23 protein-coding genes are annotated in these 23,055 nt (G+C 59.6%); 4 read left to right on the top strand and 19 right to left on the bottom strand.

Annotated elements, in window-relative coordinates; translation table 11 throughout:
* Window positions 1-44 precede the first annotated feature (44 nt).
* The 14 genes from B0E33_RS19265 to B0E33_RS19200 all read right to left on the bottom strand — a co-directional run bounded on the left by B0E33_RS19265 (window position 45) and on the right by B0E33_RS19200 (window position 15,023).
* Window positions 45-524, bottom strand: a complete 480-nt coding sequence (locus B0E33_RS19265) for a GNAT family N-acetyltransferase (RefSeq protein ID WP_077292112.1) — start codon at window positions 522-524, stop codon at window positions 45-47.
* 117 nt (window positions 525-641) lie between these two features.
* Complete coding sequence (bluB, locus tag B0E33_RS19260; RefSeq protein WP_077292111.1) at window positions 642-1,304, bottom strand: 5,6-dimethylbenzimidazole synthase; 663 nt, start codon at window positions 1,302-1,304, stop codon at window positions 642-644.
* 7 nt (window positions 1,305-1,311) lie between these two features.
* The gene (locus tag B0E33_RS19255; protein ID WP_022998117.1) at window positions 1,312-1,860 is read right to left on the bottom strand and encodes an adenine phosphoribosyltransferase; all 549 of its coding nucleotides are present in this window, start codon (window positions 1,858-1,860) and stop codon (window positions 1,312-1,314) included.
* Window positions 1,861-1,995: 135 nt separating this feature from the next.
* Entirely contained in the window at window positions 1,996-2,874 is an 879-nt protein-coding gene (locus B0E33_RS19250) for an S-methyl-5'-thioadenosine phosphorylase (RefSeq protein WP_031268268.1), read from the bottom strand.
* 61 nt (window positions 2,875-2,935) lie between these two features.
* Window positions 2,936-3,427, bottom strand: a complete 492-nt coding sequence (locus B0E33_RS19245; RefSeq protein ID WP_022998119.1) for a GlcG/HbpS family heme-binding protein — start codon at window positions 3,425-3,427, stop codon at window positions 2,936-2,938.
* 71 nt (window positions 3,428-3,498) lie between these two features.
* The gene (locus B0E33_RS19240) at window positions 3,499-4,383 is read right to left on the bottom strand and encodes a cytochrome c1 (RefSeq protein ID WP_022998120.1); all 885 of its coding nucleotides are present in this window, start codon (window positions 4,381-4,383) and stop codon (window positions 3,499-3,501) included.
* 30 nt (window positions 4,384-4,413) lie between these two features.
* The gene (locus B0E33_RS19235) at window positions 4,414-5,679 is read right to left on the bottom strand and encodes a cytochrome b (RefSeq protein WP_022998121.1); all 1,266 of its coding nucleotides are present in this window, start codon (window positions 5,677-5,679) and stop codon (window positions 4,414-4,416) included.
* Between the two features lie 25 nt (window positions 5,680-5,704).
* Window positions 5,705-6,265: a ubiquinol-cytochrome c reductase iron-sulfur subunit gene (gene petA, locus B0E33_RS19230; protein ID WP_022998122.1), complete on the bottom strand. Its 561-nt coding sequence runs from the start codon at window positions 6,263-6,265 to the stop codon at window positions 5,705-5,707.
* A 306-nt stretch (window positions 6,266-6,571) separates the two neighbouring features.
* A complete protein-coding gene (locus tag B0E33_RS19225) occupies window positions 6,572-8,410 on the bottom strand; it encodes an ABC transporter ATP-binding protein (protein WP_062487611.1) in 1,839 nt (612 codons plus the stop codon).
* A 2-nt stretch (window positions 8,411-8,412) separates the two neighbouring features.
* Window positions 8,413-8,841 (bottom strand): hypothetical protein, encoded by a 429-nt coding sequence (locus B0E33_RS19220; protein WP_145903536.1) that lies wholly within the window; start codon window positions 8,839-8,841, stop codon window positions 8,413-8,415.
* Window positions 8,842-9,235: 394 nt separating this feature from the next.
* A complete protein-coding gene (locus tag B0E33_RS19215; RefSeq protein WP_077292110.1) occupies window positions 9,236-11,098 on the bottom strand; it encodes a putative bifunctional diguanylate cyclase/phosphodiesterase in 1,863 nt (620 codons plus the stop codon).
* A 132-nt stretch (window positions 11,099-11,230) separates the two neighbouring features.
* Entirely contained in the window at window positions 11,231-12,550 is a 1,320-nt protein-coding gene (locus tag B0E33_RS19210; protein ID WP_022998126.1) for a methyl-accepting chemotaxis protein, read from the bottom strand.
* A 182-nt stretch (window positions 12,551-12,732) separates the two neighbouring features.
* Complete coding sequence (locus B0E33_RS19205; RefSeq protein ID WP_077292109.1) at window positions 12,733-13,131, bottom strand: DUF2177 family protein; 399 nt, start codon at window positions 13,129-13,131, stop codon at window positions 12,733-12,735.
* Between the two features lie 104 nt (window positions 13,132-13,235).
* Window positions 13,236-15,023, bottom strand: coding sequence for an ABC transporter ATP-binding protein (locus tag B0E33_RS19200; RefSeq protein ID WP_152507581.1), 1,788 nt, complete (start codon window positions 15,021-15,023; stop codon window positions 13,236-13,238).
* Between the two features lie 266 nt (window positions 15,024-15,289).
* Between B0E33_RS19200 and B0E33_RS19195 the strand changes: the two genes are divergently transcribed.
* Both B0E33_RS19195 and hemF read left to right on the top strand, forming a co-directional pair.
* Window positions 15,290-15,772 carry a tRNA (cytidine(34)-2'-O)-methyltransferase gene (locus tag B0E33_RS19195; RefSeq protein WP_077292107.1) on the top strand — a complete coding sequence of 161 codons (483 nt, stop codon included), beginning with the start codon at window positions 15,290-15,292 and terminating at the stop codon, window positions 15,770-15,772.
* A gap of 54 nt (window positions 15,773-15,826) precedes the next feature.
* Window positions 15,827-16,753 carry an oxygen-dependent coproporphyrinogen oxidase gene (hemF, locus tag B0E33_RS19190; RefSeq protein WP_077292106.1) on the top strand — a complete coding sequence of 309 codons (927 nt, stop codon included), beginning with the start codon at window positions 15,827-15,829 and terminating at the stop codon, window positions 16,751-16,753.
* Window position 16,754: 1 nt separating this feature from the next.
* On the opposite strand, the gene B0E33_RS19185 is transcribed toward hemF, so the two are convergent.
* The 5 genes from B0E33_RS19185 to B0E33_RS19165 all read right to left on the bottom strand — a co-directional run bounded on the left by B0E33_RS19185 (window position 16,755) and on the right by B0E33_RS19165 (window position 20,783).
* Window positions 16,755-17,867, bottom strand: coding sequence for an HD-GYP domain-containing protein (locus B0E33_RS19185; RefSeq protein ID WP_077292105.1), 1,113 nt, complete (start codon window positions 17,865-17,867; stop codon window positions 16,755-16,757).
* A gap of 108 nt (window positions 17,868-17,975) precedes the next feature.
* A complete protein-coding gene (locus tag B0E33_RS19180) occupies window positions 17,976-19,220 on the bottom strand; it encodes a CCA tRNA nucleotidyltransferase (protein ID WP_077292104.1) in 1,245 nt (414 codons plus the stop codon).
* A 4-nt stretch (window positions 19,221-19,224) separates the two neighbouring features.
* On the bottom strand, window positions 19,225-19,485 hold the full coding sequence (locus tag B0E33_RS19175) for a DUF6111 family protein (protein ID WP_077292103.1): 261 nt from the start codon (window positions 19,483-19,485) through the stop codon (window positions 19,225-19,227).
* On the bottom strand, window positions 19,485-20,135 hold the full coding sequence (locus B0E33_RS19170) for a CoA pyrophosphatase (RefSeq protein WP_077292102.1): 651 nt from the start codon (window positions 20,133-20,135) through the stop codon (window positions 19,485-19,487). The genes B0E33_RS19175 and B0E33_RS19170 overlap by 1 nt, the downstream gene beginning before the upstream one ends.
* Before the next feature lie 39 nt (window positions 20,136-20,174).
* Window positions 20,175-20,783: a DUF1285 domain-containing protein gene (locus tag B0E33_RS19165; protein ID WP_077292101.1), complete on the bottom strand. Its 609-nt coding sequence runs from the start codon at window positions 20,781-20,783 to the stop codon at window positions 20,175-20,177.
* Window positions 20,784-21,064: 281 nt separating this feature from the next.
* On the opposite strand from B0E33_RS19165, the gene B0E33_RS19160 reads away from it, so the two are divergent.
* Together B0E33_RS19160 and B0E33_RS19155 are read left to right on the top strand one after the other, a co-directional pair.
* The gene (locus tag B0E33_RS19160; RefSeq protein ID WP_022998136.1) at window positions 21,065-22,084 is read left to right on the top strand and encodes an AAA family ATPase; all 1,020 of its coding nucleotides are present in this window, start codon (window positions 21,065-21,067) and stop codon (window positions 22,082-22,084) included.
* Window positions 22,085-22,118: 34 nt separating this feature from the next.
* The gene (locus B0E33_RS19155) at window positions 22,119-23,054 is read left to right on the top strand and encodes a DUF58 domain-containing protein (protein WP_022998137.1); all 936 of its coding nucleotides are present in this window, start codon (window positions 22,119-22,121) and stop codon (window positions 23,052-23,054) included.
* Window position 23,055 lies beyond the last annotated feature (1 nt).

Below are 23,055 nucleotides of genomic sequence, written 5' to 3'. Positions count from 1 at the left end.
CCGAAGCAGAAAAGGTGGGAAAGAAATGGGATGTCACCAGCACCTCAAAGGCTGCGGGCAAACAGGACTTCGTCGCGGATTTCGATACCGTAGTCGCCACGCAGCGGGATTTCCGGCTTCTTCTCGCGCTCGGCGTCGATGACACCTTGCGCGATCCGCTCCAGACGGAAACAGCGCCGTTGATAGAAGCGGAAGGCGTCGAGGTTATCGTTGGACGTACGGACGGTCAGCCTGTTGATGCCGGACGCCTTTGCTTCATCGACCACGGCGTTCAGCAGCAGTGTTCCGGTGCCACCCCAGCGGCTGAGCGAGTCCAGCGTGAGGATTTCCCATTCGCTTTCCCGTTTGATCAGCGTCACGAGCCCCACAAGATCGTCGCCTGCGTAGGCAACATAACCCGGCAGGCTCGACGCATCGACGAGCTCACCGTCCAATAGCATTTCGGGGCCTGCCCATCGGTCTGCCAGAAGCTGGAACACAGCTTCCTTGTCTTCCTCGTTGATCCGTCGGATGATCACGCTCATGGTCTGCCCTGCCTCCAGATCAGCGGCCCTTCAATCGTCGCCAATTGAACAAGCATTTGCCGATCGCTTCCATAATTTGCGAGCATCCTTTTTGCGGTCGTCTGGCCGCAGGATGCCCTATCGGTGAATGACGCGGGATGCCAGAGGCGTGCGCGCCTGCCAACGCGCTCGCTCCAGCTCCGGGTCGATATGCTCTTCTTCCGGATAACCGACGCATAGATAAGCCACGAGGCGCCAACCGGCGTCAACCTGCAGCACCTCTGTCACCGCGTCCGGATCAAGGATCGACACCCAGCCAACCCCGACACCTTCGGCACGAGCCGCCAGCCAGAATGTGTGGATCATGCTGACCGTGGAATAGGCCAGCGTTTCCGGCATGGTCAGCCGGCCCAGTCCGTGGCCCTGTTCCGGGTCGTCGTCGCAGAAAATCGCCAGATGCACGGGGGCTTCCTTCAGCCCCGCCAGCTTGAGCTGACGATAGGCGAGTGCCTTGTCGTCACTGTAGGTCCTGGCGGCTTCTTCGTTTTCCGCTTCGAAGCTCGCGATGATCCGCCCACGCGCCTCGGCGCTGTCGACGACAACAATTCGCCAGGGTTGACTGTTGCCAACAGAGGGCGCGAGGTCCGCCAGTTGCAGAAGATGGTCGAGAGCGCCTGCCGGCAACGGCTCCTGCTTGAAACGGCGCACGTCCCGTCGCCATTTCAGAAGGGTCTCGAAATCCTTCTGAAATTTCGCTGAAAAGTCCGGTATCACGTCTCTGCCCTCGGCTCCTCCCGCCATGACAGACCTAGTGACCCGGAAATTCCACGAGGGTGCGCACTGGAACGTTCATCGCTTCCAGTTTCTTGCGCCCGCCGAGATCTGGCAGATCGACGATGAAGCACGCCGACTCGATGTTGGCGCCCATGGACCGCAACAATTTGCAGGCAGCCTCTGCCGTTCCACCGGTAGCAATAAGGTCGTCAACCAGGATGACACGGTCGCCCGGCTTGATCGCATCCTTGTGCATTTCCATCTCATCCAGGCCATATTCCAGGGAATAGGCGATCCGGACGGTTTCGTGCGGGAGCTTGCCCTTCTTCCTGATCGGCACGAAGCCGGCGGACAGCTGGTGCGCAACCGCGCCCCCGAGAATGAAACCGCGCGCCTCGATGCCCGCAATCTGATCGACCTTGGAGCCAGCCCAGGGCTGCACCAGGGCATCGACCGCCCGGCGGAAGGCACGGGCATCGCCGAGCAGCGTCGTGATATCCCGGAACAGGATGCCCTCTTTCGGATAGTCCTTGATCGTGCGGATTGCACTGACAAGCTCATCCTGAATGGTCTGTGCGGTCATCGGGATATCTCTCTGTTAAAATAGTTCCAGGCATCTGCCCCGGCCGGTGGTTATAGCAAGTTTGACCTGCCGGTCGAAGCAATTTCGCTTTGTCTCAAGGGGTTATGCCGGCCACACTTTCGGCCGGCGATCCGGTTAGGTCCGGTTCAGGATCCGTCCTGCGACAGCGTCGAGCTTCGCCACCAGCGCCGGGTCGCGCTTGTCCGGTGCGGTCATCATGGCAAACTCCAGCGCCGTATCGGACCCGGCCGGGCAGGACTGATGTTCGCGCGGCAGATCCCTTGCGACACGCGCAACAAGCCTCTGGGCGTTTTCGGCGTTCTCGTGAAGAACCTTGATGATGGCCTGAATATCGACTTCGCCGTGGTCCGGGTGCCAGCTGTCATAGTCGGTGACCATCGCGATGGTGGCGTAGGAAATCTCAGCCTCACGGGCAAGCTTTGCTTCCGGCATGTTGGTCATGCCGATGACGTCGCAGCCCCAGGATCGGTAGAGCTGGCTTTCCGCTAGAGAAGAGAACTGCGGGCCTTCCATGGCCAGATAGGTGCCGCCCTTGGCATAGGCGAGGCCTTCCGCTTTCGCGGCTGCCGCCACGGCATCGACCAGCTTCGGGCTGACCGGTGTCGCCATGGACACATGCGCGACACAGCCGGTACCGAAGAAACTCTTCTCCCGCGCAAACGTCCTGTCGATGAACTGGTCCACCAGCACGAAGGTGCCTGGAGCATGTTCTTCCTTGAGCGATCCGCAGGCAGAGACAGACAGAAGATCGGTGACACCGCAGCGCTTCATCACGTCGATGTTGGCGCGGTAGTTGATGGTTGTCGGCGAATAAACGTGTCCGCGCCCATGGCGGGGCAGGAAAACCACCTTGAGACCATCAATGGTGCCGATACGCACTTCATCGGACGGCGTGCCCCAGGGGCTGTTGACGGCGATCCATTCGGAGTTTTCCAGACCCGGAAGGTCGTAGATTCCAGACCCGCCGATAATGCCCAATACTGCGTCTGCCATAACCACTCCAAACAGATTCAAAATCAATTCCTGCGGGACACAGGCCCGCATCAGCGATGGTTTATTTCAATTGATCCGCGATGGCGTCAAGCCCGGCCTTGGCGCATTTCGCCTCGTTCTCGCCGCCACCGCCTCCGGCAACGCCAATCGCTCCGAGAAGCATTCCGGTCGCCGAGACGATGGGCAGCCCCCCAGCCAGAGGCAACGCCCCTGGAATAGCTGCAAGACTGGCCTCTCCGCCCGGTCCGGCGAGCGAACCAAGATCCGAACTGGGAAGGTTGAATGAAGCGGCGGTCCAGGCCTTGCGACGGGCGGTTTCGGCAACATGCGCACCGCCCATGTTGCTGCGCAGTGTCACTTGCTCGACGCCGAAACGGTCCACCACGGAAGCTCCGGCCTGAAAACCTGCCTCGTTGCAGACCTCGACGGCTCGCAGCGCAGCGCGCATGGCAAGATGCATGTCCAGGACCTCGACCATGTGGGTTGCGGCCGATTGCGAATTTGCGGGGACAGGAAGCAGGAGAATTGCCAGAAACATCAATGCGCGGCGCATTGCATTACCCCTCAAAGAAAAAGCCGCCGGAAGGTCCGGCGGCTTTCATCATGCACTTAGGCGGCAATCAATCAATGCTCAACGTTGCGCCACAGTTTCTTCTTCGTGAAGTAGAGCATGCCGGCGAAGACGATCAGGAAGATCATGACCCGGAAGCCGATCTTCTTGCGCTCTTCCAGATGCGGCTCGGCGGCCCACATCATGAATGCAGCGACGTCATGCGCATACTGGTCGACCGTCATCGGTGTGCCGTCGGTGTATTCGACCAGCTCGTCGGACAACGGTGCGGCCATGCCGATCGGACCACCTGTCAGATGCTCGTGCGCACAAGCTTCAGCGGTAACGGAACCACCCAGGAATGCCGGGTTGTAGTTGCCGGTGAAGTCCTCACCCAGACATGCCGGGTTTTCTTCCGGATAGCTGGTGAGAAGCGCGTAGATGTAATCCGGGCCCTGCTCCTGATACTGGGTGAAGGCGTCGAAGACGAACCACGGGAAACCGCGGTGCGCCGCACGGGCCTTTGCCAGCAGCGAGAAGTCCGGCGGGTAAGCGCCGCCGTTGGAAGCGCGGGCAGCCTGCTCGTTCGGGAACGGAGACGGGAACTTGTCCGCCAGAATACCCGGACGCTCATACATGTCGCCGTCGTCGTTCGGACCGTCGATGACGGTGTACTCGGACGCGATCTGCTTGGCCTGATCTTCGGTGAAGCTCGGGCCACCGTCTTCAGCAAGGTTACGGAAAGAAACCTGCTTCAGGCCGTGGCACGAAGCACAGACTTCCCGGTAGACCTTGAAGCCACGCTGCAGCTGGCCACGGTCGTAGAAACCGAACGGACCCGAGAAGGACCACTGCTCCCGCTCGATGTGCGGGGCGTTGCCTGCTGCGAAGACCGGGGTCGCGATGGCGACAGCCGCCACCGCAGCGAAGGAACGAACCATTTTGATCATGGTGCTCATTGTCTCAATTAACTCCTGATCCGGGCCGCGTTACTTCGTTTCCGGTGCTGAAGTCGCACCAGCCGGTTTGCCGGCTCCGCCCTTCAGAACCGCTTCGGAAATCGAGGCCGGCAAGGGCCGCGGTTTTTCCAGGAACCCGAGCATCGGCAGGATGATCAGGAAGTGGGCGAAGTAATAGGCGGTGCAGACCCGGGCGAGCAGAACGTAGGTGCCTTCGGCCGGCATGGCGCCGAGATAGCCAAGCGCAACGGCGTTGGCAGCGAAGATCCAGAAGAACTGCTTGAACAGCGGGCGGTAGGTGCCGGAGCGAACCTTGGACGTGTCCAGCCAGGGCAGAACGAACAGAACTGCAATGGCACCGAACATGGCGACAACACCGCCGAGCTTGTCCGGAATGGCGCGCAGGATCGCGTAGAACGGCAGAAAGTACCATTCCGGAACGATGTGCGCCGGGGTCACGAGCGGGTTTGCTTCGATGTAGTTGTCCGGGTGACCCATGTAGTTGGGCACGTAGAAGACGAACCATGCGAACAGGATCATGAACACGATGATCGCGAACAGATCCTTGATCGTGTAGTACGGGTGGAACGGAACCGTGTCCTGCTTGGTCTTCGGCTGAACGCCTGTCGGGTTGTTGTTGCCCGTGGTGTGGAACGCCCACACGTGCAGGATAACGACACCGAAGATCATGAACGGCAGCAGATAGTGCAGCGAGAAGAAGCGGTTCAGGGTCGGGTTGTCGACCGCAAAACCACCCCAAAGCCAGGTGCGGATTTCTTCGCCGACCAGCGGAATGGCCGAGAACAGGTTGGTGATAACCGTTGCGCCCCAGAAGGACATCTGGCCCCACGGCAGCACGTAACCCATGAAGGCGGTGCCCATCATGATCAGGAAGATGATCACGCCGAGGATCCAGGAGATCTCGCGCGGCGCCTTGTAGGAACCGTAATAAAGACCACGGAAGATGTGGATGTACACGGCGATGAAGAACATCGACGCGCCGTTTGCATGCAGGTAACGCAGCATCCAGCCGAAGTTCACGTCGCGCATGATGTGCTCGACGCTGTTGAAGGCTGCATCGGTGCTTGGCGTGTAGTGCATCACCAGCACGATGCCGGTGATGATCTGCGCGATCAGCACGAAGAACAGGATGCCACCGAAGGTCCACCAGTAGTTCAGGTTCTTCGGCGTCGGGAAATCAACAAAAGAGCCGCGAACGAGCGAGATGACCGGCAGGCGGCTTTCCAGCCACTTTGCCGGAGCGCTCTGCGGTACATAGTTTGAATGTCCAGCCATGGCTGTCTCCTAAAAATCTATGCCGTTAGCCGATCTTGATCGTCGAGTCGCTGACGAACTCGAGCGGCGGAATCAGCAAATTCTCGGGAGCCGGGCCCTTACGGATACGGCCGGCGGTGTCGTAGTGAGACCCATGGCACGGGCAGAACCAGCCGCCGAAGTCGCCGGAGCTGCCGATCGGCACGCAGCCGAGGTGGGTACAGATACCGACCTGGACGAGCCATTTCTCGTTGCCTTCGACGCCACGGTTGGCGTCAGACGCTTCCGCGTCCGCCGGCAGGTTAGAATTTCGTGCAAGCGGGTCGGGAAGATCAGCCAGGGGAACAGCCTTGGCTTCTTCCACTTCCGTTTCGGTACGGTTGCGGATGAATACCGGCTTACCGCGCCATTTGACTGTAATCGACTGCCCCTCTTCCACGGCAGAGATATCCACCTCGATGGAAGCCAGAGCCAATGCGGAGGCATCCGGGTTCATCTGATCGATGAACGGCCATGCCAGCGCGCCAGCGCCAACGACGCCCATGGCGCCGGTCGCAATATAGAGGAAATCGCGGCGGGTCGGTTCCGCCTGATCCGTATGTGCCAAGGTCGCGTCCTCTCGAAACCTGTTCAACCTGTACCGAAAGCCCGCATCACGTCCGGGACCCCTTCTTTGCCCAAGAAGGGAACGGAACCATGCCGGGCTCATCGGGGGCCGGATACGGGCTATTCCGCACCGGCCAAGCGGCTTGTCTTTTTGCACCCTTCGAAACGCTTGTCCAGTTCAACAAACGCCTCGAAACGCATATGTCGCAGGCAAAACAACCGCCGCGCCGCTTTTCTGCCCTTTTTTGGGGAATGAGTGCAAGAGCGGAATCCGATTGAATCCCGCTCTTGCCATTGGTCTTTGGATTTAGGCGGCCTGAACCGAGGACAGAAAGCCCCCCGACTGGTGCTCCCAGAGCTGTGCGTAAAGTCCGCCCCGCTCCAGAAGCTCCTGATGGGACCCCTCCTCGATGATTCGACCCTTGTCCATCACGATCAGCCGATCCATGGCCGCGATCGTGGACAGACGGTGGGCAATCGCAATCACCGTCTTGCCCTGCATCAGATCGAACAGGCTCTCCTGAATGGCCAGCTCCACTTCACTGTCGAGAGCGGATGTCGCCTCGTCGAGAGCCAGGATCGGCGCATCCTTCAGCAGGGTTCGGGCAATGGCCACCCGCTGGCGCTGGCCACCGGACAGCTTGACGCCCCGCTCGCCGACATGGGCATCGAGACCCTTGCGGCCCTCCATGTCCTCCAGCTCGTCGACGAAGGACAGTGCATGTGCTTTTTCAAGCGCTGCCAGCACCTCTTCCCGCGTCGCATCCGGACGGCCATAGGCCACGTTGTCGAAGATCGACCGATGCAGCAGCGATGTATCCTGCGTCACCACGCCAACCTCGGCTCGGATGTCGTCCTGACGGACATTGGCGATGTCCTGGCCATCGATCAGGATTCGGCCGCCCTCCAGGTCGTAGAAGCGCAGGATCAGGTTGACCAGCGTCGACTTGCCTGCACCGGACCGACCGATCAGACCGATCTTCTCACCCGGATGGATCGTCAGGCTGAGGTCCTCGATCACGCCGGCTTCCTTGCCATAATGGAACCGGATGCGATCGAAACGGATCTCGCCCTGCCCGACCTCGAGCGCCTTGGCGTTCTTGACGTCCATCACCTCGCGTTCCCGCGAAATGGTGGAGATGCCATCCTGCACGGTGCCGATGTTCTCGAACAATCCTGCAAGCTCCCAAAGAATCCAGTGGGACATCCCCTGAAGACGCAGCACGAAGGCAACCGCAATGGTGACTTCGCCGATGGTCACAGTGCCGGCCTGCCACAGAATGATCGAAAGACCACCGATGGAGGTCAGCAGTAGCATATTGATGAACACCAGGACGATATTCAGTCCTGTCACCAGCCGCATCTGCAGAAAGACCGTCTTCAGGAAGCCAAGCATGGACGTGCGCGCATAGGCTTCTTCGCGCTCCGCATGGGAGAACAGCTTCACCGTGGTGATGTTGGTATAGGCATCAACCACGTGACCGGTCATCAGGGAGCGTGCATCAGCCTGCTCCTTCGACACGTCCCGCAACTTCGGAATGAAGAAGCGGATCGTGAGCAGATAAGCAGAGATCCACACCAGAAACGGCAGACTGAGCCAGATATTGGCTCCCGCGACCACGATCACGGCCGCGGTGAAGTAGACTGCGACATAGACCATGATATCGGCCATGCGCGAGACGACCTCACGCACGCCAAGCGCTGTCTGCATCAGTTTCGTCGCGATCCGGCCCGCGAAATCGTTCTGATAGAACGACACGCTCTGGCGCAGCAGGTATCGATGCACCCGCCAGCGGATGGACATGGGATAGTTGCCCATCAGTCCCTGGTGAAACAGCAGCTGCCAGATAACCTCCAGCAGCGGACGCAGCACCAGCAGGATCACCAGCATGAAGAGGAGCGTGCGCCAGTTCTGACTGACGAATGTATCCGGATCGGATTTTTCCAGCCAGGTGACCAGGTCACCCAGGAACGTGAAGATATAGACTTCCACGATCGCGACCAGCGTGCCGAGAAGCGACACACCGGCCAGGATCGGCCAGACAGGTTTGGTGTAGTACCAACAGAAGGCCCAGAAGCCCTTCGGGGGCACTTCGAGAACAGTCTTCTCGAAGGGGTCCACGAGTTTTTCGAAACGCTCGAACATGATTACCTCTCGGCCCCGCTCAACCGTAACACATTGAGATGCACCAGGGCATCGTCAGTGCGCACAGGTTTTCTATGCGGGCGAATTATGCGGCCAGTCGCGAACAGCAGCAGACTGGCGATGAAACTTGTAAAGGCGAGAGCCACGATGAAGGTGCCCCAGAAAAGCGCGCCGAGTTCATCGGCAAACTGCGTCACCGGAATATGACGGCCGGCGATTTCCAGAGCCTCGATCCGGCTCAGATTGAAGACGATGACCGGAATGAAGAACACGACGGCGATCGCAAAAGTGGTTCCCAGAAAAACGCCGGCGGCGACAGCGGCACGCATCGCACGGCGAGGAAAAGCCTGTCGTGGCTCTTCTGGTAAAGACACTTCAATATCCGGACGGCCTGTCGCTGGGGACAGGTCCGGCGTGAAATGGAATGACATCGGATCATCTCCGAAATGGGATCGTAAACGTGGTGACGGCAGACATGCGCGGCAACGCATGCAGCTCAATGGGAACGGCTTCAGCCGGTCACCGCAAAAGTCAGGAATTTGAAGAAGGTCTGTGGCTTCCTAGCGGAAGCGGACAGTGATACCTGGGCAAGCCTGGAGAGCGGCATATGGGTGGATCATGCAACGATCTGTCATTTAGTGCCCTCCTGGTTGCGCAGCCGGGCGGCTGCTGGGGAAACAAAGCCAACCACCATGAGTTGACTGGGGATGTTGGTACCTGCTTTCGGAGAACTTGAAAAGCAAAAATGCGTCAATTTGCAGCACGAAATATCGATCTGTTGCCCATCGGCCACAGACCCGCAAACCTCTCCCAACGGCAAAGTGGTTAGGACTGATACTCCAGCAGCTCGAACTCGCGCATGTGAATTTCCGCTTCATGCGGCGATAGCGGATCCGCAATGACCTTGCCCTGCACCGTCGTGCAGCCGAATTGCTTGAGCAGATCGACCTGCTTTGTCGTATCGACCCCCGCCGCAGAAATCTTCAGCCCCAGATTGCCGGCAAGCCGGGTGACCGACTGAACCAGCTGCCGTTTTTCCTTGCTGTCCTCAAGCCCTGCAATAAGCATCGGACACAGCTTCAATTGATCCGCGTTCAGATAGATAAGCTGACCGGCACCGCCATGTCCGCCGCCGAACTTGTCCAGGGCAACCCTGCAACCGATTTCCCTCAGAAGGTCGACGGATCCGGCGAGGCCGTCCGGTTCGTCGAAACGGATGATTTTTTCGTCCAGCTCGACCACGATGTCGTCGGTCTTGAAACCAGCCTCACAGGCAGCTTGACGAAGTTGTTCAACGAAGCCTTTTTCCTTCAGGCTGGCTCCGCTCAGGTTCACCGACAGGAAGAACGCCGTATTCGAGAGCTCTCGAAGTCGCCGGACCTGGGAAAGACCCTCCAGCAGCGCGAAACGCTCGATCTGGGCGATTCTCTTGGCATCTTCGTGCGTCGACAGAAGGCTGACCGGGTCCACGAGCCCTTCGGAAGGATGCAGCCAGCAGGCCGTAACTTCGTATCCGATGATCCGCCGGCTCTCCAGGTCGTACTGCGGTATCATCATCAAAGACAGACCGCCGTTTTCAAGATCCTCGTCCAGCTGTGCCTGGATCATGCGCCGGTGGCGATGTGCCGCTCCAAGCGCATCCGTGTACCAGGAGATCTGGCTACGGCCCGAACGTTTGGCAGCATAAAGAGCAATATCGGCACAATTGATCAGTTCCGACGCACTCGCAGTCGCCGTTTTCGCCAGCACTAGCCCGACACTGCCGGCAACCCGCAACTCGTGACGGTCCACTCTCACCGGCTTGGCCAGTCCCTCAAGGATCCGGCTGCCCAGATCTTCCATTTCGCCTGGGCCGGATGGGTCCGCGACCACCGCGACGAATTCATCCCCGCCGATACGTGCGACCAACCCCTTGTTGCCCAGCACACGGCTCATCACCATGGCCACATGGCGCAGGACGGTGTCGCCTGCTCCGTGTCCATGGCTGTCGTTGATGTCCTTGAAGTGGTCCAGATCAAAATGGATGATTCCGATCTGAGCGCTGCCGGCCGTACCCTCCGCAACGCGCTCCTTCAGGTAGGCATTCAGCTTGGCCCGGTTGGCAACGCCGGTCAGGTCGTCATGCTCCGCTTGATGTTTCAAACGGATGCGCGCGTTCTCCAGCTCCTTCACATGCTCAACCTGGCTGGTTACATCCCGGCAAATCAGAATGATCTTGGTTTCTTCCAGCGTCTTTCCCTCGACGACAGCAAAGGTCAGCTGGTTCCAGAACAATTCGCCGTTCTTGCGCCGGTTGAGGATCAGCTCTTCGGTTCCCGACCGGAACTTCGTCAGGTCGTAGCGGAAGTTTTCGATCTCGTCCGGGGGGAGCTGGTTTTCCGGCGGCAAGATGAATTCCTGAGGCCGCCGGCCGCGAATTTCCTCAGCGCTGAAACCGGTGATGCGGGAATAGGCCGGGTTCGTCCATTCGATGTGCCCGTCGATGTCCTGCATGACCAGGCCTTCATGGGCATGTTCCACGACAAGCTGAAGGATTGCGGCATCGTTGCCAAATCTGGAAACGCTGGAAGGAGCCGAGCCGTCCCGTTGCTTTCGGCCGCATAAATAGCACACGGCCATGAGAACCAGAGCGGTTCCCAATGCGAGCAGGAGATGTTGACCCGGCACATTCGCTAAGAATTCTGCCATATTCCGTCTTCAGCCAAGATATTAGTTACGCTTACTCTACGGGAGCAAAACTGAACCAATCTCTAAACTGCAAGTGATTTTATTGGGTTACTGTCATTTATACCAATACACAAGGCATTCCGAGGCTGCCTCTCAGGCAGCCCGCACGCTTTGCAGAAATTGCCGAACCTGTTCTTGCAGGCTGTTTGACAATTGCCCGAGTTCGGCAGCAGCACCGTTCATTTCATCGGTAGCCGTCCGGCTGGTCTCCATAACGTCGCTCAAGGTGTCGACGTTTTCGGCCACTTGATCGGAACTGGTCCGCGCCGTCAGTGCATTGCTGCTGATCTCGTGGGTGGCCGTTGTCTGTTCCTCGACCGCTTCGCGGATTTTTCCGGAAATCTCGCTGACGCGGCCAATGGTTTCCGCGATCGAACGGATGGCGGTTTCGGAAAGCTCCGCGACTTCCTGCACCGCTGTCACCTGCGCGGAGATGTCTTCGGTCGCCCTGGTCGTCTGCTCGGCAAGGGCCTTGACCTCATTCGCAACGACGGCAAATCCCCGCCCGGCTTCGCCAGCCCTTGCAGCTTCGATGGTCGCATTCAGCGCGAGCAGGTTGGTCTGGCTCGCGATCTGGCTGATCAACTCGACGATTTCACCAATGGCACGGCCGGTTTCCGCAAGCCGACCGACAATCTCGTCGGTTTTCCGGGCTTCCGCCACCGCGGTGCTGGCAATGTCCGTTGCCTGATCGACGTCCTCACGCACACGGCTCAGCGAACCGGACAGCCGGTCTGCCGAACTCGTCACGAAAGCGACGGAACTGCTGGCTTCCGATGTTGCCTGATGTACTTCCTGAACCGCCTGCATGGACGAGTTCACCGCCCTGTTCAGATCCGCCGAATTGCCTTCAACGCTTTTGGCAGCCGTCGACAAGGCAGAAACCACACCGATGACGGACTTCTCGAAATCATCGGCAACATCCTGCATCAGCGCCTTGCGCTCCTCGCTGAGGGCTTCCTGGTGGGCAAGTTCCTGCCTTGCCTGCTCTTTGGCCCGTTCGGCGAGATTGGCCCGGAAAGCGGTCACGGACCGTGCAATGGCTCCGATTTCGTCGCTCCGATGGGCACCGTCGATCTGGATGTCGAGATTGCCTTCGGACAGCATGTCGAGGCCAGTCTGCAACCGGTTCATCGGCCGGGCGAGCCCCACGGCCAAAATGACTGCAAATGCCAGAAAGGCCAGACCGACCGGCAGCACGACCAGACCGATGGTGATCATCTGATCCAGGATAAGCCCGTCGATCTTTCCGGCAACATTGCCTGTCAGAAAGTCCTGCGCACCGGCGGGTGTGCCGATCTTTTCCATGAAGGCCTGGCGGAAGGTATAGAAAGCAAATGCGGTACCGGCCATCATGATGGCGGCAGCCGTCAGAACCATGGCGACGAACCGGCCCTTGATTGAAAGCGTCACGTGGAAACCCCGACAGTAATTTTTCAGCCCCGCTTACGGCCGCTGTTGCTCAGCGCCGTTATCGCAAGATGAAACACTACCGCTCTGCACGTAAAAATTCAGTAACGGCCAGTCCTCGGAGAACTACGTAGTCTTGATATTTTTGACGAGACTGTTGTGCCCTGCGTTTCGCGTCTAGCGGATCAGGACATCAGCCGGGTGATCGTGAAGCCCGCACCGGCCGAAACCGCGGACAGGACCGTCCCCCACGCAACGTCGACGAGAACAACGGAAACCGGCCACTCCCTGAGCGTTGCGTAGTTGGTGACGTCGTATGTGCCGTAGGTGAAAAAACCGAACAGCGCTCCGAAAATAATGGCGGTCACAAGGCTGTCTGCCTTGAGCGCGGGTGCAACCGCGAAGATCACTATGCCGACGACATACACCAGATAGAAAACACTCGCGGCGGCGATGTTGGGCTTTTCCATCATCAGATGGCCGATACGGTCAAGGTAGAACCGGGTGGATACCTGCGTCAGCCAGACGTAGTCCACGGCAAGAAAAACGAGCACTGTTGCGATGTATGCCGTGACGTATTTCAAGATCGGCCCCCTGGTTTTGCACTGCCTTGTTTCGTCGGTTCTACGCCTCGGCAAGAGCACTGGATCAGCAGGAATTGAGCTGAGCTGCTGCGGCGAACTTCAACTCAGGCGAATTCGCTTTCCGGTTCCAGAAATCCGCCGGACTGGCGGTGCCAGAGCTGCGCGTAAAGGCCGTCTGCATCTTCCAGGAGTGTCTCGTGTGTCCCCTGCTGAACGATCCGGCCCCTGTTCATGACAATCAGTCGGTCCATGGCGGCGATGGTCGACAGGCGGTGCGCGATCGCGATCACGGTCTTGCCTGTCATCAATCCTTGCAGGTTCTCCTGGATGGCGGCCTCGACTTCCGAATCGAGGGCCGAGGTCGCTTCGTCCAGAACGAGGATCGGGGCGTCTTTCAGGAGCACACGCGCGATTGCAATGCGCTGACGCTGCCCGCCGGACAGTTTGACACCACGCTCACCTACAAAGGCGTCGAACCCCTTGCGGCCGCGCCTGTCTTCCAGCCTCTGGATGAAACCGGACGCGTGGGCCTTGCGCGTCGCCTCCAGCAACTCTTCTTCACTGGCCGACGTACGGCCATAGAGGATGTTCTCGCGGATCGAACGATGCAGCAAGGACGGATCCTGGGTCACCATGCCAATCGACCGGCGCAGCGATTCCTGGTTCACATCGCGCACGTCCTGTCCGTCGATGAGGACACGCCCCGCCTCCACGTCGAAGAACCGAAGCAGCAAGCTTGTCAGCGTGGTTTTGCCCGCCCCCGACGGGCCGACGATACCGACGCGCTCACCCGGCTGGATCGTCAGGTCGAGATGATCGATGACACCGCCCGCCTTGCCGTAGTGGAACCGGATTTTATCGAACCGCACTTCCCCCTCAGTCACTTTCAGCTCCGGCGCCGCCGGTTTGTCTGTCAGGGTCACTGGCTTGACGATGGTTTCCATGCTGTCCTGCAGCGATCCGAAGTGGCGGAACAGGCCGTTGAGCTGGTTGAACAGCCGGTTCAAAAGGATGTTCAGCCGCAGGATCAGGCTGAGCGTGAAGGCCACATGACCGGCGCTGATGCCGCCGTCCTGCCAGATGGACAGTGCCAGGCCCGCAATCGAAACGATCATCACCCCGTTGACCAGCGTCATGATCATGCGAATTGTGGTCAAAAGCCTGGTGAAGACGCGTATCTTGGCAATCATCGTCTCAACCGAGGCCCGCGCTCCCCGGCTTTCTTCCTCCGATGATCCGAACAGCTTGACCGACTGGATATTGGTGTAGGTATCCACCAGACGTCCGGTCACGCCCGAATAGGCATTTGCCGAATCCTTTGCCGCAGCACGAACCCGTGGCACGAAGATGATGGCGGTTGCGGTGAAACAAAGCAGCCAGATGGCCACGAGTGCACCCAGCCAAAGGTCCAGATCCGCGACCAGCACGAGCGTCGTGATGGCATAAACGACAATGAACCAGACCACCTGCAAAAGGTTGGTCATGAAATCGCCCGCCGACATGCCCGACTGCATCACCTTCTGCGACAGGCGCCCGGCGAGATCGTCCTGGAAATAGGAAAGGCTCTGCTTCATCACCCGCTGATGGCACTGCCAGCGCACCAGATTGAAGAACCCGGGCACGATCGCCTGCTCTTCCACCAGCGCCATCAGCGAATTGGTGAGCGTGCGCACGACCAGCACCACGAAGGCCATGGTCATGAGTGTCCAGAAATGATCGGAGAAGAATGTCGCGCGATTGCCTTCTTCCAGAAGATCCACGATGCGGCCAAGAAAATTGAAGATCGCCACTTCAACAAAGGCGGTCGCACCGCCGATGGCGAGCATGGCGATGAACGGCCAGCGCACCTGCGTGACGAAATACATCAGGAAGGCAAACCCGCCATGGGGCATGTCGGATTTGGACGGCTCCCGGAAAGGATCTATCCAGGATTCAAAAGCGCGAAAGAGCGGGGACACGTGGCGTCTCCATGGAGGCTGGAGCGATTCTTCACGTCATCCTACGCGCCAGGCGCGAAATTGGCCCAATGAAAATATGTAACGATTTGCCCCAAACCCGCAGCTCCCGGCCTTGTACCGGGCATTGAAACCGGTCTTCCTGTGACAAATGTTATGCCTGCTGCTATTGAGCCGGTCTCCCCAAACCAGTGCGGATACCCATGCCAGACATTGCCCTTTACCAACCGGACATCCCTCAAAATACCGGAACGATCCTGCGTCTTGCCGCCTGCATGGGCGTAACTGTGCACTTGATCGAACCTGCGGGATTTCCGATCTCCGACAGCGCTCTCAAGCGGGCCGGCATGGATTACCTGGAAAGGGCCGCGATGGTCCGCCACATCTCGTTTGCCGCATTCGATGACTGGCGACGTTCGAACAAGCGCAGGCTGATCCTGCTGACGACAAAATCGGAAGTGCCCTACGCGGATTTCGCGTTTCAGCCAGACGACATATTGATGATGGGCCGGGAAAGTTCGGGCGTGCCGGAGGACGTGCACACGCTTGCCGATGCCCGGCTGACGATCCCCATGGCCGACGGCATGCGTTCGCTCAACGTCGCCGTCTCAACAGGCATGGTGCTGGGTGAAGCCTTGCGGCAATCAGGCACATTTCCTAAAAGCCCAGGGTACACTCAAAGATAGCAATCACATGCATGCCCGCCGGCCCGGCAGGCCCCAACCAGTCCAGGCAGTCACATGAACGCACCCACACCTGAAAACCGCGGCGGTCCCATCCCGGACGGCATCGAGGACAAGAAGGCAACCGCACCGGCCTGGTTCAAGGAGTTGCGAGACCGTATCTGCAAGGCTTTTGAAGACCTGGAGGACGAGATCGGCGATCTCGCCGGTCCGCTGGCCGACCAGCCGGCCGGGCGCTTCGAACGCACGCCCTGGGAGCGCACCGACAGCACCGGGGCAAAGGGCGGCGGCGGCGTCATGTCCATGATGCATGGCCGCGTTTTCGAGAAGGTCGGCGTCCATATTTCCACCGTACACGGTGAATTCTCGTCCGAGTTTCGCGGTCAGATCCCCGGTGCCAACGAGGATCCGCGCTTCTGGGCCTCCGGCATCAGCCTGATCGCTCACCCGCAGAACCCGCATGTCCCCGCCGTTCACATGAACACCCGCATGGTGGTCACCACCCGTCAGTGGTTCGGTGGCGGCGCAGATCTGACACCGGTGCTGGACGCACGGCGAACGCAGGACGACCCCGATACCGTCGCCTTTCACGAAGCCATGCGCGCTGCCTGCAACGCACATGATGTTGCCGACTATGATGCCTACAAGGCCTGGTGTGACGACTATTTCTTCCTGAAGCATCGCAACGAAGCGCGCGGCATCGGCGGCATTTTCTACGATTACCTCAACAGCGGAACCTGGGAAGACGATTTTGCCTTCACCAGGGATGTCGGCCTGGCCTTCTTGAACATCTATCCGGAACTCGTCCGCCGCAATTTCCAGAAGCCGTGGAGCGACATGGAGCGCGAGGAACAGCTGGTCCGCAGGGGCCGATACGTGGAGTACAATCTGCTTTACGACCGCGGGACGATTTTCGGACTGAAGACCGGCGGCAACGTTGCCTCGATCCTCTCGTCCATGCCCCCCGTTGTAAAATGGCCCTAACTCAGAAGGCCGAGGTGCCTTTCACCTTCTGAGGCTGCCGGCTGACTTCGCCGAAATCCCGATCGAGGACCATCTGGGCGAATTGCTTCAGCATGACCTGGTCGAGTTTCTTGCCCATCTCCAGCATGACGCCAATGGCAGCGCGAACCGGCATGCCGTCCTTGTAGGACCGGGTCTCGGTAAGCGCTGTGAATATGTCGCAAATGGTCATCAGGCGGACTTTTGGCGAGATCCTGTCTCCCTTCAGCCCATCGGGATAACCTGATCCATCCAGAAACTCGTGATGCTGGATGGCCATCTTCTTGATGTCGACCGACACTTCGAGCCGCGGTTTCAGAATCTCGCGACCGAACATCGGATGTTTGTCGATAATGGCGCGCTCGGCGTCCGTCAGCTTGTTGGCCTTGTCCAGGATGGTCAGCGGGATGCGCATCTTGCCGATGTCATGCAGCAGACCGCCGGCTATCACTTCCTGGCAATCCGCCTTGCTCCAGCCGAGATGCTTCGCAAAAGCCCCGGCGAGACCGGCTACCATCAGGGAATGACAATAGGTTCCGCTGTGGTGAGATTGCACGGCTTCCAGCCAGGGTGAGAGACCGTCAAGTGACAGCGACGACAGGATTTCCGCCGCCCCCTCGTTCATCAGGCTGATCTGGATGTTGGATCCTTCCGTTGCAGACAGCGCGATGCTTTCCAGGAAGGAGTTGCCTTTCCTGTAGGCCTCAAGTGTCTTCGCCGGAAGTCCCTTTGGAACGTTCGCAAGCGGGTCGTCGGGAATGATTGCCTTGAGTTTGCGCACCAGAATTGCCAGTGGCGTGTCACGCTCCATGATGTCGGTCTTGCCGAGCGCTGCCGCCTGGATCACTTCACGCCGGTTCTTCTTGGACACCAGGCAGATCACTGGGATTTCCGCAATGCTGGCCCAGGATTTCTTGAGCGCGGTCAGCCCCGCATCAGTCGCGTCCAGCAACTCCACGACAGCGACACGGCCATCGCCGACCGTCTTCGCAGACACCTTGGACATGTCGATCAGGCGCGCGGGAAAGAAGAACGGAAGTTTTCTGACCGGAGAATCGAGTGGAAGCGGGCCGTCTGAGATCAGGACAATTTCCATTCATCGCCTCATTGTATTCCGCACACGCCTTCTCACGACAAGTTAACCGGAAAACCCGCCCAACAGGAAATCACCATCACGATGTGACGCAATCTCAATAAGATTTCATTAAGTCGCAGCGCCTGCCCGCGTCAGCAAATCCTGTTTGGAGAGCGAGAAACCGCTGTCGCGCCATTCGGCCTCCAGAGCCTTGAGGCTATCTCCCAACGCGCGCCCGGGTGAGTGCCCGGCTGCAATCAGATCTGCGCCTTTGACCGGGAATTCAGGCACGGCAACCTCCCGCAACCGCTCCAGCAGCCCGCCAAAGATCTCCGTTGGATCTGATCCTTGCGCACGCAACCCCGCCCAGCGCCCCAGAAGGCCGTCGACCGCGCCCTGACGGCCGAACTGATACACCAAGTGCTCGGCTTCGGGCAGACCATCAGCCTGGCGAAGACATTTCATCGCCGCCCAGGCGGTCCGCATCCGGTCCCTTTCGGCATTCGACAGCCGAAGCCGGTCGCAAACGCGCTCCACGTCCTCGCGCACGAAACCGGCAAGCACCACCAGCCCGAGCTCCGGATCGGTCACATCACTTGCGGTGGCTTCCAGGCTGCGCAGTGCCAGGTAATCGTCGATGCGGGCAAGGCCGCCCGTCGCGATTTCCCAAAGGCCGCAATCGTTCATCATTGTCAGTGCGGATCCTGCCAGAGGCGCACGCAGCAGCCGCCGCATCTCGTGGCCGATACGTTCTGCGGACAGATGCCGCAAGCCGTCCCGCTGGCGCAGGCACGCCCCGAGCCCGTCCGCATCCATCTCTCCGGCCCCGTAGGCCGCGTAGATCCGGAAGAAACGGAGGATGCGCAGATAGTCTTCCTGTATGCGCTTGTCCGGCTCACCGATGAAACGCACACGCCGGTTCAGACAATCGTCCAGTCCACCAAGCGGATCGTGCAATCGGCCATCGCAGTCGACATAGAGCGCGTTGAGAGTGAAGTCGCGACGTTCCGCGTCGCGCGTCCAGTTCCTGCCGAAAACGACACGGGCCTGACGGCCGAAGGTTTCCACGTCCTCCCGCAGCGTCGTGACCTCGTAGGGATAACCGTTGCTGACCACCGTCACCGTACCGTGGTCAATGCCCGTTCCAACCGGCTTCAAGCCCGCGGCCAGCGTGCGTTCCATCACCGTTTGGGGCGAGGCAGTCGTCGCGATATCGACATCTGGAACAGGGTGACCGAGCAAGGTGTTGCGCACCGCTCCACCGACAACGCGGGCTTCGTCGCCGTCCTGCTCGATCGCCGCAAACACCGCCTTAATACCCGGTGTTTTCAGCCAGTCCGCCTGTTGCAGGATCTGATCGGCAGTCGTTGTCATCGCGTTATTCGTACCGGCCCGGAACAAACACCCCGTCGCGCATTTCCGATGGCCGCCAATTGGCCCCATCCGGTGCGTGATCGAAGGATGCCATGCCGACCAGGCCGGCAATGACCAGAACGAGGCCCACCAGAGTGAGCCACGCCATCGGCTTGGCAGACCAGCGGCCAGGCTCGGTGTTGCGCTTGCTCAGCCACAGCCAGAGTCCGTAGGTGATGAAAGGAAGAAGGAAAAGTAACAGATGCAGTATGAACACACGAACCATCAGCGGTAGACCGTTTCGTACAAGGAGCGGATAATGCCCGCGGTGACGCCCCAGATATAACGTTCTCCAAAGGGCATTGCGTAGAAGTAGCGGCGTTTTCCCTGCCACTCGCGGCTGAGTTTCTGATGGTTCGCGGGATCCATCAAAAAGCCCAATGGCACTTCGAAGACGCTCTCGACCTCACCGGGATTTGGCCGGAAGGCTGCACCGTCTTGAATGGTGCCAACCACCGGAATAACCCGGTATCCCGAACCGGTGAGATAGGGCGCAAGATTGCCGATCAACTCGACGCACTCCGGAGCAAGGCCGATTTCCTCGTCCGCCTCCCGCAGCGCTGCTTCAACAGGTCCATTGTCGGTCGGATCTATCTTGCCTCCGGGAAGGGCAACCTGTCCGGCATGGGATTTCAGGTGACCGGTTCGCTGCGTCAACACCACATTGGGCCCGTCGCTGCGTTCCACGATACCGATGAGAACGGCCGCATCGCGCGGAGGACCGTCCCACTTTGCATAGGGACCAAGGTCAGGATTGAGAATGTGGTCACCGGTCTCGCGTTCGATGTCGCGAAGCGCTGCATCATCCAGCCGCGTCCTGAACAGGGAAGTCCAGTGCCCGGAATCCGCAGGTGGTTTGGTCAGGAATGCAGTCATGCAATCGGGGTTTCCGGTCGTACGAAACAGTTCATTCGGTCAGTCCTGAACGCTCAGGAAGGCGGGATCTACCGAAAAGAACCGGCCACCGCTCCAGACCCCCATCCGGGTGCCGTCATCTGTTGCCTGCTCTTCCATAAGATCCGCCAGCTGATACATCAGCGCTCTGGTGAACAAGGCCTCCAGACGCCCTCTGACGTGAACATAGGGTTTCAAACCGTCGCTGTCCGGTTCTTTTTCAAATCGAAGAGGATGGTCCGCACCAACGGCGACCAGATCACCGAGATTTGTCCGCAGCGTGAGCTGCTGGTCCTGCGCCTCGCCTTCCACCGCCATCTCGACGGCCAGAAGCGGGGCGTCCTCCACGGTTATCCCGATCTTCTCGACTGGCGTGACCAGATAATGCTGGCCGTCCTCGTCCTTGCGCAGCACAGAGGCAAACAGCTTCACCAGAGGCATGCGGCCAATCGGCGAACCGAGATAATACCACGTGCCATCACGGGCAATGCGGATGTCCAGATCCCCGCAAAACGGCGGATTCCACTTCTCCACCGGAGGTGGTCCCTTGCCGCCTGTGTCCGCCCGGCTCATCAGTGCCTTTAAACCTTCGGGTAGTGCCCCGTCCGTTTTTGCGGTTGCCTCCGCCATGGATGTTTCGCCCTTGTCGTCTTCATCAAGGCACCGGAATTTTTGACAATTCCGCTACCGCCCGGATCGTCTTCGCCTGCTCCCGGCTTCCCGCAGGCCCGACCTTTTCCCCAAAGCGAGGAAAGATTCTTGGACCTTTCCACTGTATGGCGCACAATTGCGCCTTATCTACTGATTTATATGGTGTCAGACTGCTTGAGTCGCAGCAACAAAGGTCAGGGGTGTTGTTAGCCCCAGGGCCGGACAGGCAGTCGAAACGTAGATTGCGGGAAAGGTGATCCATGAGCGTTATTTCTCCCTCCAGCCCAAGCGAAGAAGATCTCGCCGCCGTCGCCGAACAAGCCGAACGCGCCGTCAACCGGATCAGCGATGCCAAGGTCGATATCGCCCGGATCATCTTCGGTCAGGAAAATGTGGTGGAGCAGTCGCTCGTCACCATATTGGCTGGCGGCCACGGCCTTCTTGTCGGTGTGCCCGGCCTTGCCAAGACCAAGCTGGTGGAAACGCTCGGCACCGTTCTGGGCCTCGACGCCCGGCGCATCCAGTTCACACCAGACCTGATGCCGTCCGACATTCTCGGTGCCGAAGTGATGGAACAGGGTGCCGACGGCAGCCGCTCGTTCCGCTTTATTCCCGGTCCGGTTTTCTCTCAGTTGCTGATGGCTGACGAAATCAACCGTGCCAGCCCGCGTACCCAGTCGGCGCTTCTGCAGGCCATGCAGGAGTATCATGTGACCGTCGCCGGGCACCCGCATGACCTGCCGCGCCCCTTCCACGTGCTTGCCACGCAGAACCCGCTCGAACAGGAAGGCACCTACCCGCTGCCGGAAGCCCAGCTCGACCGGTTCCTGATGCAGATCGACGTGCATTACCCGGATCTTGAAGCCGAACGCCGGATCTTGCTGGAAACCACCGGCGCCGATCAGGCCAAGGCCCAGGTAGCCATGCGAGCGGAAGAACTGATGGAGTACCAGCAGCTCGTTCGTCGCATGCCGGTAGGCGAATCCGTGGTGGAAGCAATCCTGAAGCTTGTGCGCTCCGCACGCCCGGACAACAGCTCCGCACCTTCCGATCTCACCAACCTGATCGCCTGGGGTCCGGGACCGCGTGCCAGCCAGGCACTGATGCTGACCGTCAGGGCACGCGCGCTTGTCGACGGCCGTCTCGCACCTTCCGTCGACGACGTCTTGGCTCTTGCCGAACCGGTCCTTCAGCATCGCATGGCGCTGACGTTCGCAGCCAGAGCCGACGGTCACACCGTTCGCGACGTCATTCGACGGGTCAAGGAACTGATCGCCTGATCCCCTCCCCTTAACCAGCCAGGAAGCCGACCGCATGGATTCGAGCAGTACGCAGGGCAGCAACCAGACAGGCATTGATGCCGATACCTGGCCGAACGTCATCGGCGAGGCCCGGTCGGTCGCCGATGCCCTGCCGGATCTGCTGGTCGAGGCAAGCCATGTTGCCAGTTCCATCATCGCCGGCTGGCATGGCCGTCGGCGTGCGGGCCCGGGGGAAAGCTTCTGGCAGTTCCGCCCGTTCAACATGGGTGAACCGGCAAAGCGCATCGACTGGCGCCGTTCCGCACGCGATGATCATCTTTATGTTCGCGAACGCGAATGGGAGGCCGCGCACACGGTCTGGCTCTGGGCAGATCTTTCGCCCTCCATGGTGTTCCGCTCCCGCCTTGCAGGTGTCGCCAAGCGCGACCGCGCCATTGTGCTGATGCTTGCACTTGCCGACATGCTGGCTGAAACAGGCGAACGGATCGGACTGCCTGGCCTGACCAGAGCCTTTTCCGACCGGCGTGCCGCTGAACGCCTCGCCGATGCACTTACCCATCTTTCCAAACCGATCGCCTATCCGGACACCACCGCCGTGCAAAGATTTGCCGATGTGGTTCTGGTGTCCGATTTCCTGGACCCGATCGAGGAAGTCGCGGCATGGGTTGCCCGTGTTGCCAGCACCGGTGCGCGTGGTCACCTGGTTCAGGTCCTCGATCCGATCGAGGAAACCTTCCCGTTTGACGGCAGGGTGGAATTCACCGATCCGGAAAAGGGGTTTCGGTTGACCGCCGGACGCGCGGAAAAATGGCGCGAGGATTACCGCAACCGGCTGGAAGCCCACCGCGCGGAAATTCGTGACATCGCAAGGCGTGCCGGCTGGACATATGTCCTGCACCACACCGACCGTCCGGCATCCGAACCTTTGCTCGTGCTTCACAGTGCCCTGTCCGGTGCGCTGGACGTACTGCCAAAAGGAGGCATCTGAC

Source organism: Roseibium algicola (genome assembly GCF_001999245.1).
GTDB classification, from domain to species: Bacteria; Pseudomonadota; Alphaproteobacteria; order Rhizobiales; family Stappiaceae; genus Roseibium; species Roseibium algicola.
The sequence above is the reverse complement of the archived record's forward strand: the minus strand, read 5'-3'. Positions and strand labels throughout refer to the sequence as shown.

Excerpts from the sequence above, each read along its gene's own strand:
- B0E33_RS19265 (WP_077292112.1), bottom strand. The coding sequence starts at position 524 with ATGAGCGTGATCATCCGACGGATCAACGAGGAAGACAAGGAAGCTGTG.
- bluB (WP_077292111.1), bottom strand. The coding sequence starts at position 1,304 with ATGGCGGGAGGAGCCGAGGGCAGAGACGTGATACCGGACTTTTCAGCG.
- B0E33_RS19255 (WP_022998117.1), bottom strand. The coding sequence starts at position 1,860 with ATGACCGCACAGACCATTCAGGATGAGCTTGTCAGTGCAATCCGCACG.
- B0E33_RS19250 (WP_031268268.1), bottom strand. The coding sequence starts at position 2,874 with ATGGCAGACGCAGTATTGGGCATTATCGGCGGGTCTGGAATCTACGAC.
- B0E33_RS19245 (WP_022998119.1), bottom strand. The coding sequence starts at position 3,427 with ATGCGCCGCGCATTGATGTTTCTGGCAATTCTCCTGCTTCCTGTCCCC.
- B0E33_RS19240 (WP_022998120.1), bottom strand. The coding sequence starts at position 4,383 with ATGAGCACCATGATCAAAATGGTTCGTTCCTTCGCTGCGGTGGCGGCT.
- B0E33_RS19235 (WP_022998121.1), bottom strand. The coding sequence starts at position 5,679 with ATGGCTGGACATTCAAACTATGTACCGCAGAGCGCTCCGGCAAAGTGG.
- B0E33_RS19225 (WP_062487611.1), bottom strand. The coding sequence starts at position 8,410 with ATGTTCGAGCGTTTCGAAAAACTCGTGGACCCCTTCGAGAAGACTGTT.
- B0E33_RS19220 (WP_145903536.1), bottom strand. The coding sequence starts at position 8,841 with ATGTCATTCCATTTCACGCCGGACCTGTCCCCAGCGACAGGCCGTCCG.
- B0E33_RS19215 (WP_077292110.1), bottom strand. The coding sequence starts at position 11,098 with ATGGCAGAATTCTTAGCGAATGTGCCGGGTCAACATCTCCTGCTCGCA.
- B0E33_RS19200 (WP_152507581.1), bottom strand. The coding sequence starts at position 15,023 with ATGCCCCATGGCGGGTTTGCCTTCCTGATGTATTTCGTCACGCAGGTG.
- B0E33_RS19195 (WP_077292107.1), top strand. The coding sequence starts at position 15,290 with ATGCCAGACATTGCCCTTTACCAACCGGACATCCCTCAAAATACCGGA.
- hemF (WP_077292106.1), top strand. The coding sequence starts at position 15,827 with ATGAACGCACCCACACCTGAAAACCGCGGCGGTCCCATCCCGGACGGC.
- B0E33_RS19185 (WP_077292105.1), bottom strand. The coding sequence starts at position 17,867 with ATGGAAATTGTCCTGATCTCAGACGGCCCGCTTCCACTCGATTCTCCG.
- B0E33_RS19180 (WP_077292104.1), bottom strand. The coding sequence starts at position 19,220 with ATGACAACGACTGCCGATCAGATCCTGCAACAGGCGGACTGGCTGAAA.
- B0E33_RS19175 (WP_077292103.1), bottom strand. The coding sequence starts at position 19,485 with ATGGTTCGTGTGTTCATACTGCATCTGTTACTTTTCCTTCTTCCTTTC.
- B0E33_RS19170 (WP_077292102.1), bottom strand. The coding sequence starts at position 20,135 with ATGACTGCATTCCTGACCAAACCACCTGCGGATTCCGGGCACTGGACT.
- B0E33_RS19165 (WP_077292101.1), bottom strand. The coding sequence starts at position 20,783 with ATGGCGGAGGCAACCGCAAAAACGGACGGGGCACTACCCGAAGGTTTA.
- B0E33_RS19160 (WP_022998136.1), top strand. The coding sequence starts at position 21,065 with ATGAGCGTTATTTCTCCCTCCAGCCCAAGCGAAGAAGATCTCGCCGCC.
- B0E33_RS19155 (WP_022998137.1), top strand. The coding sequence starts at position 22,119 with ATGGATTCGAGCAGTACGCAGGGCAGCAACCAGACAGGCATTGATGCC.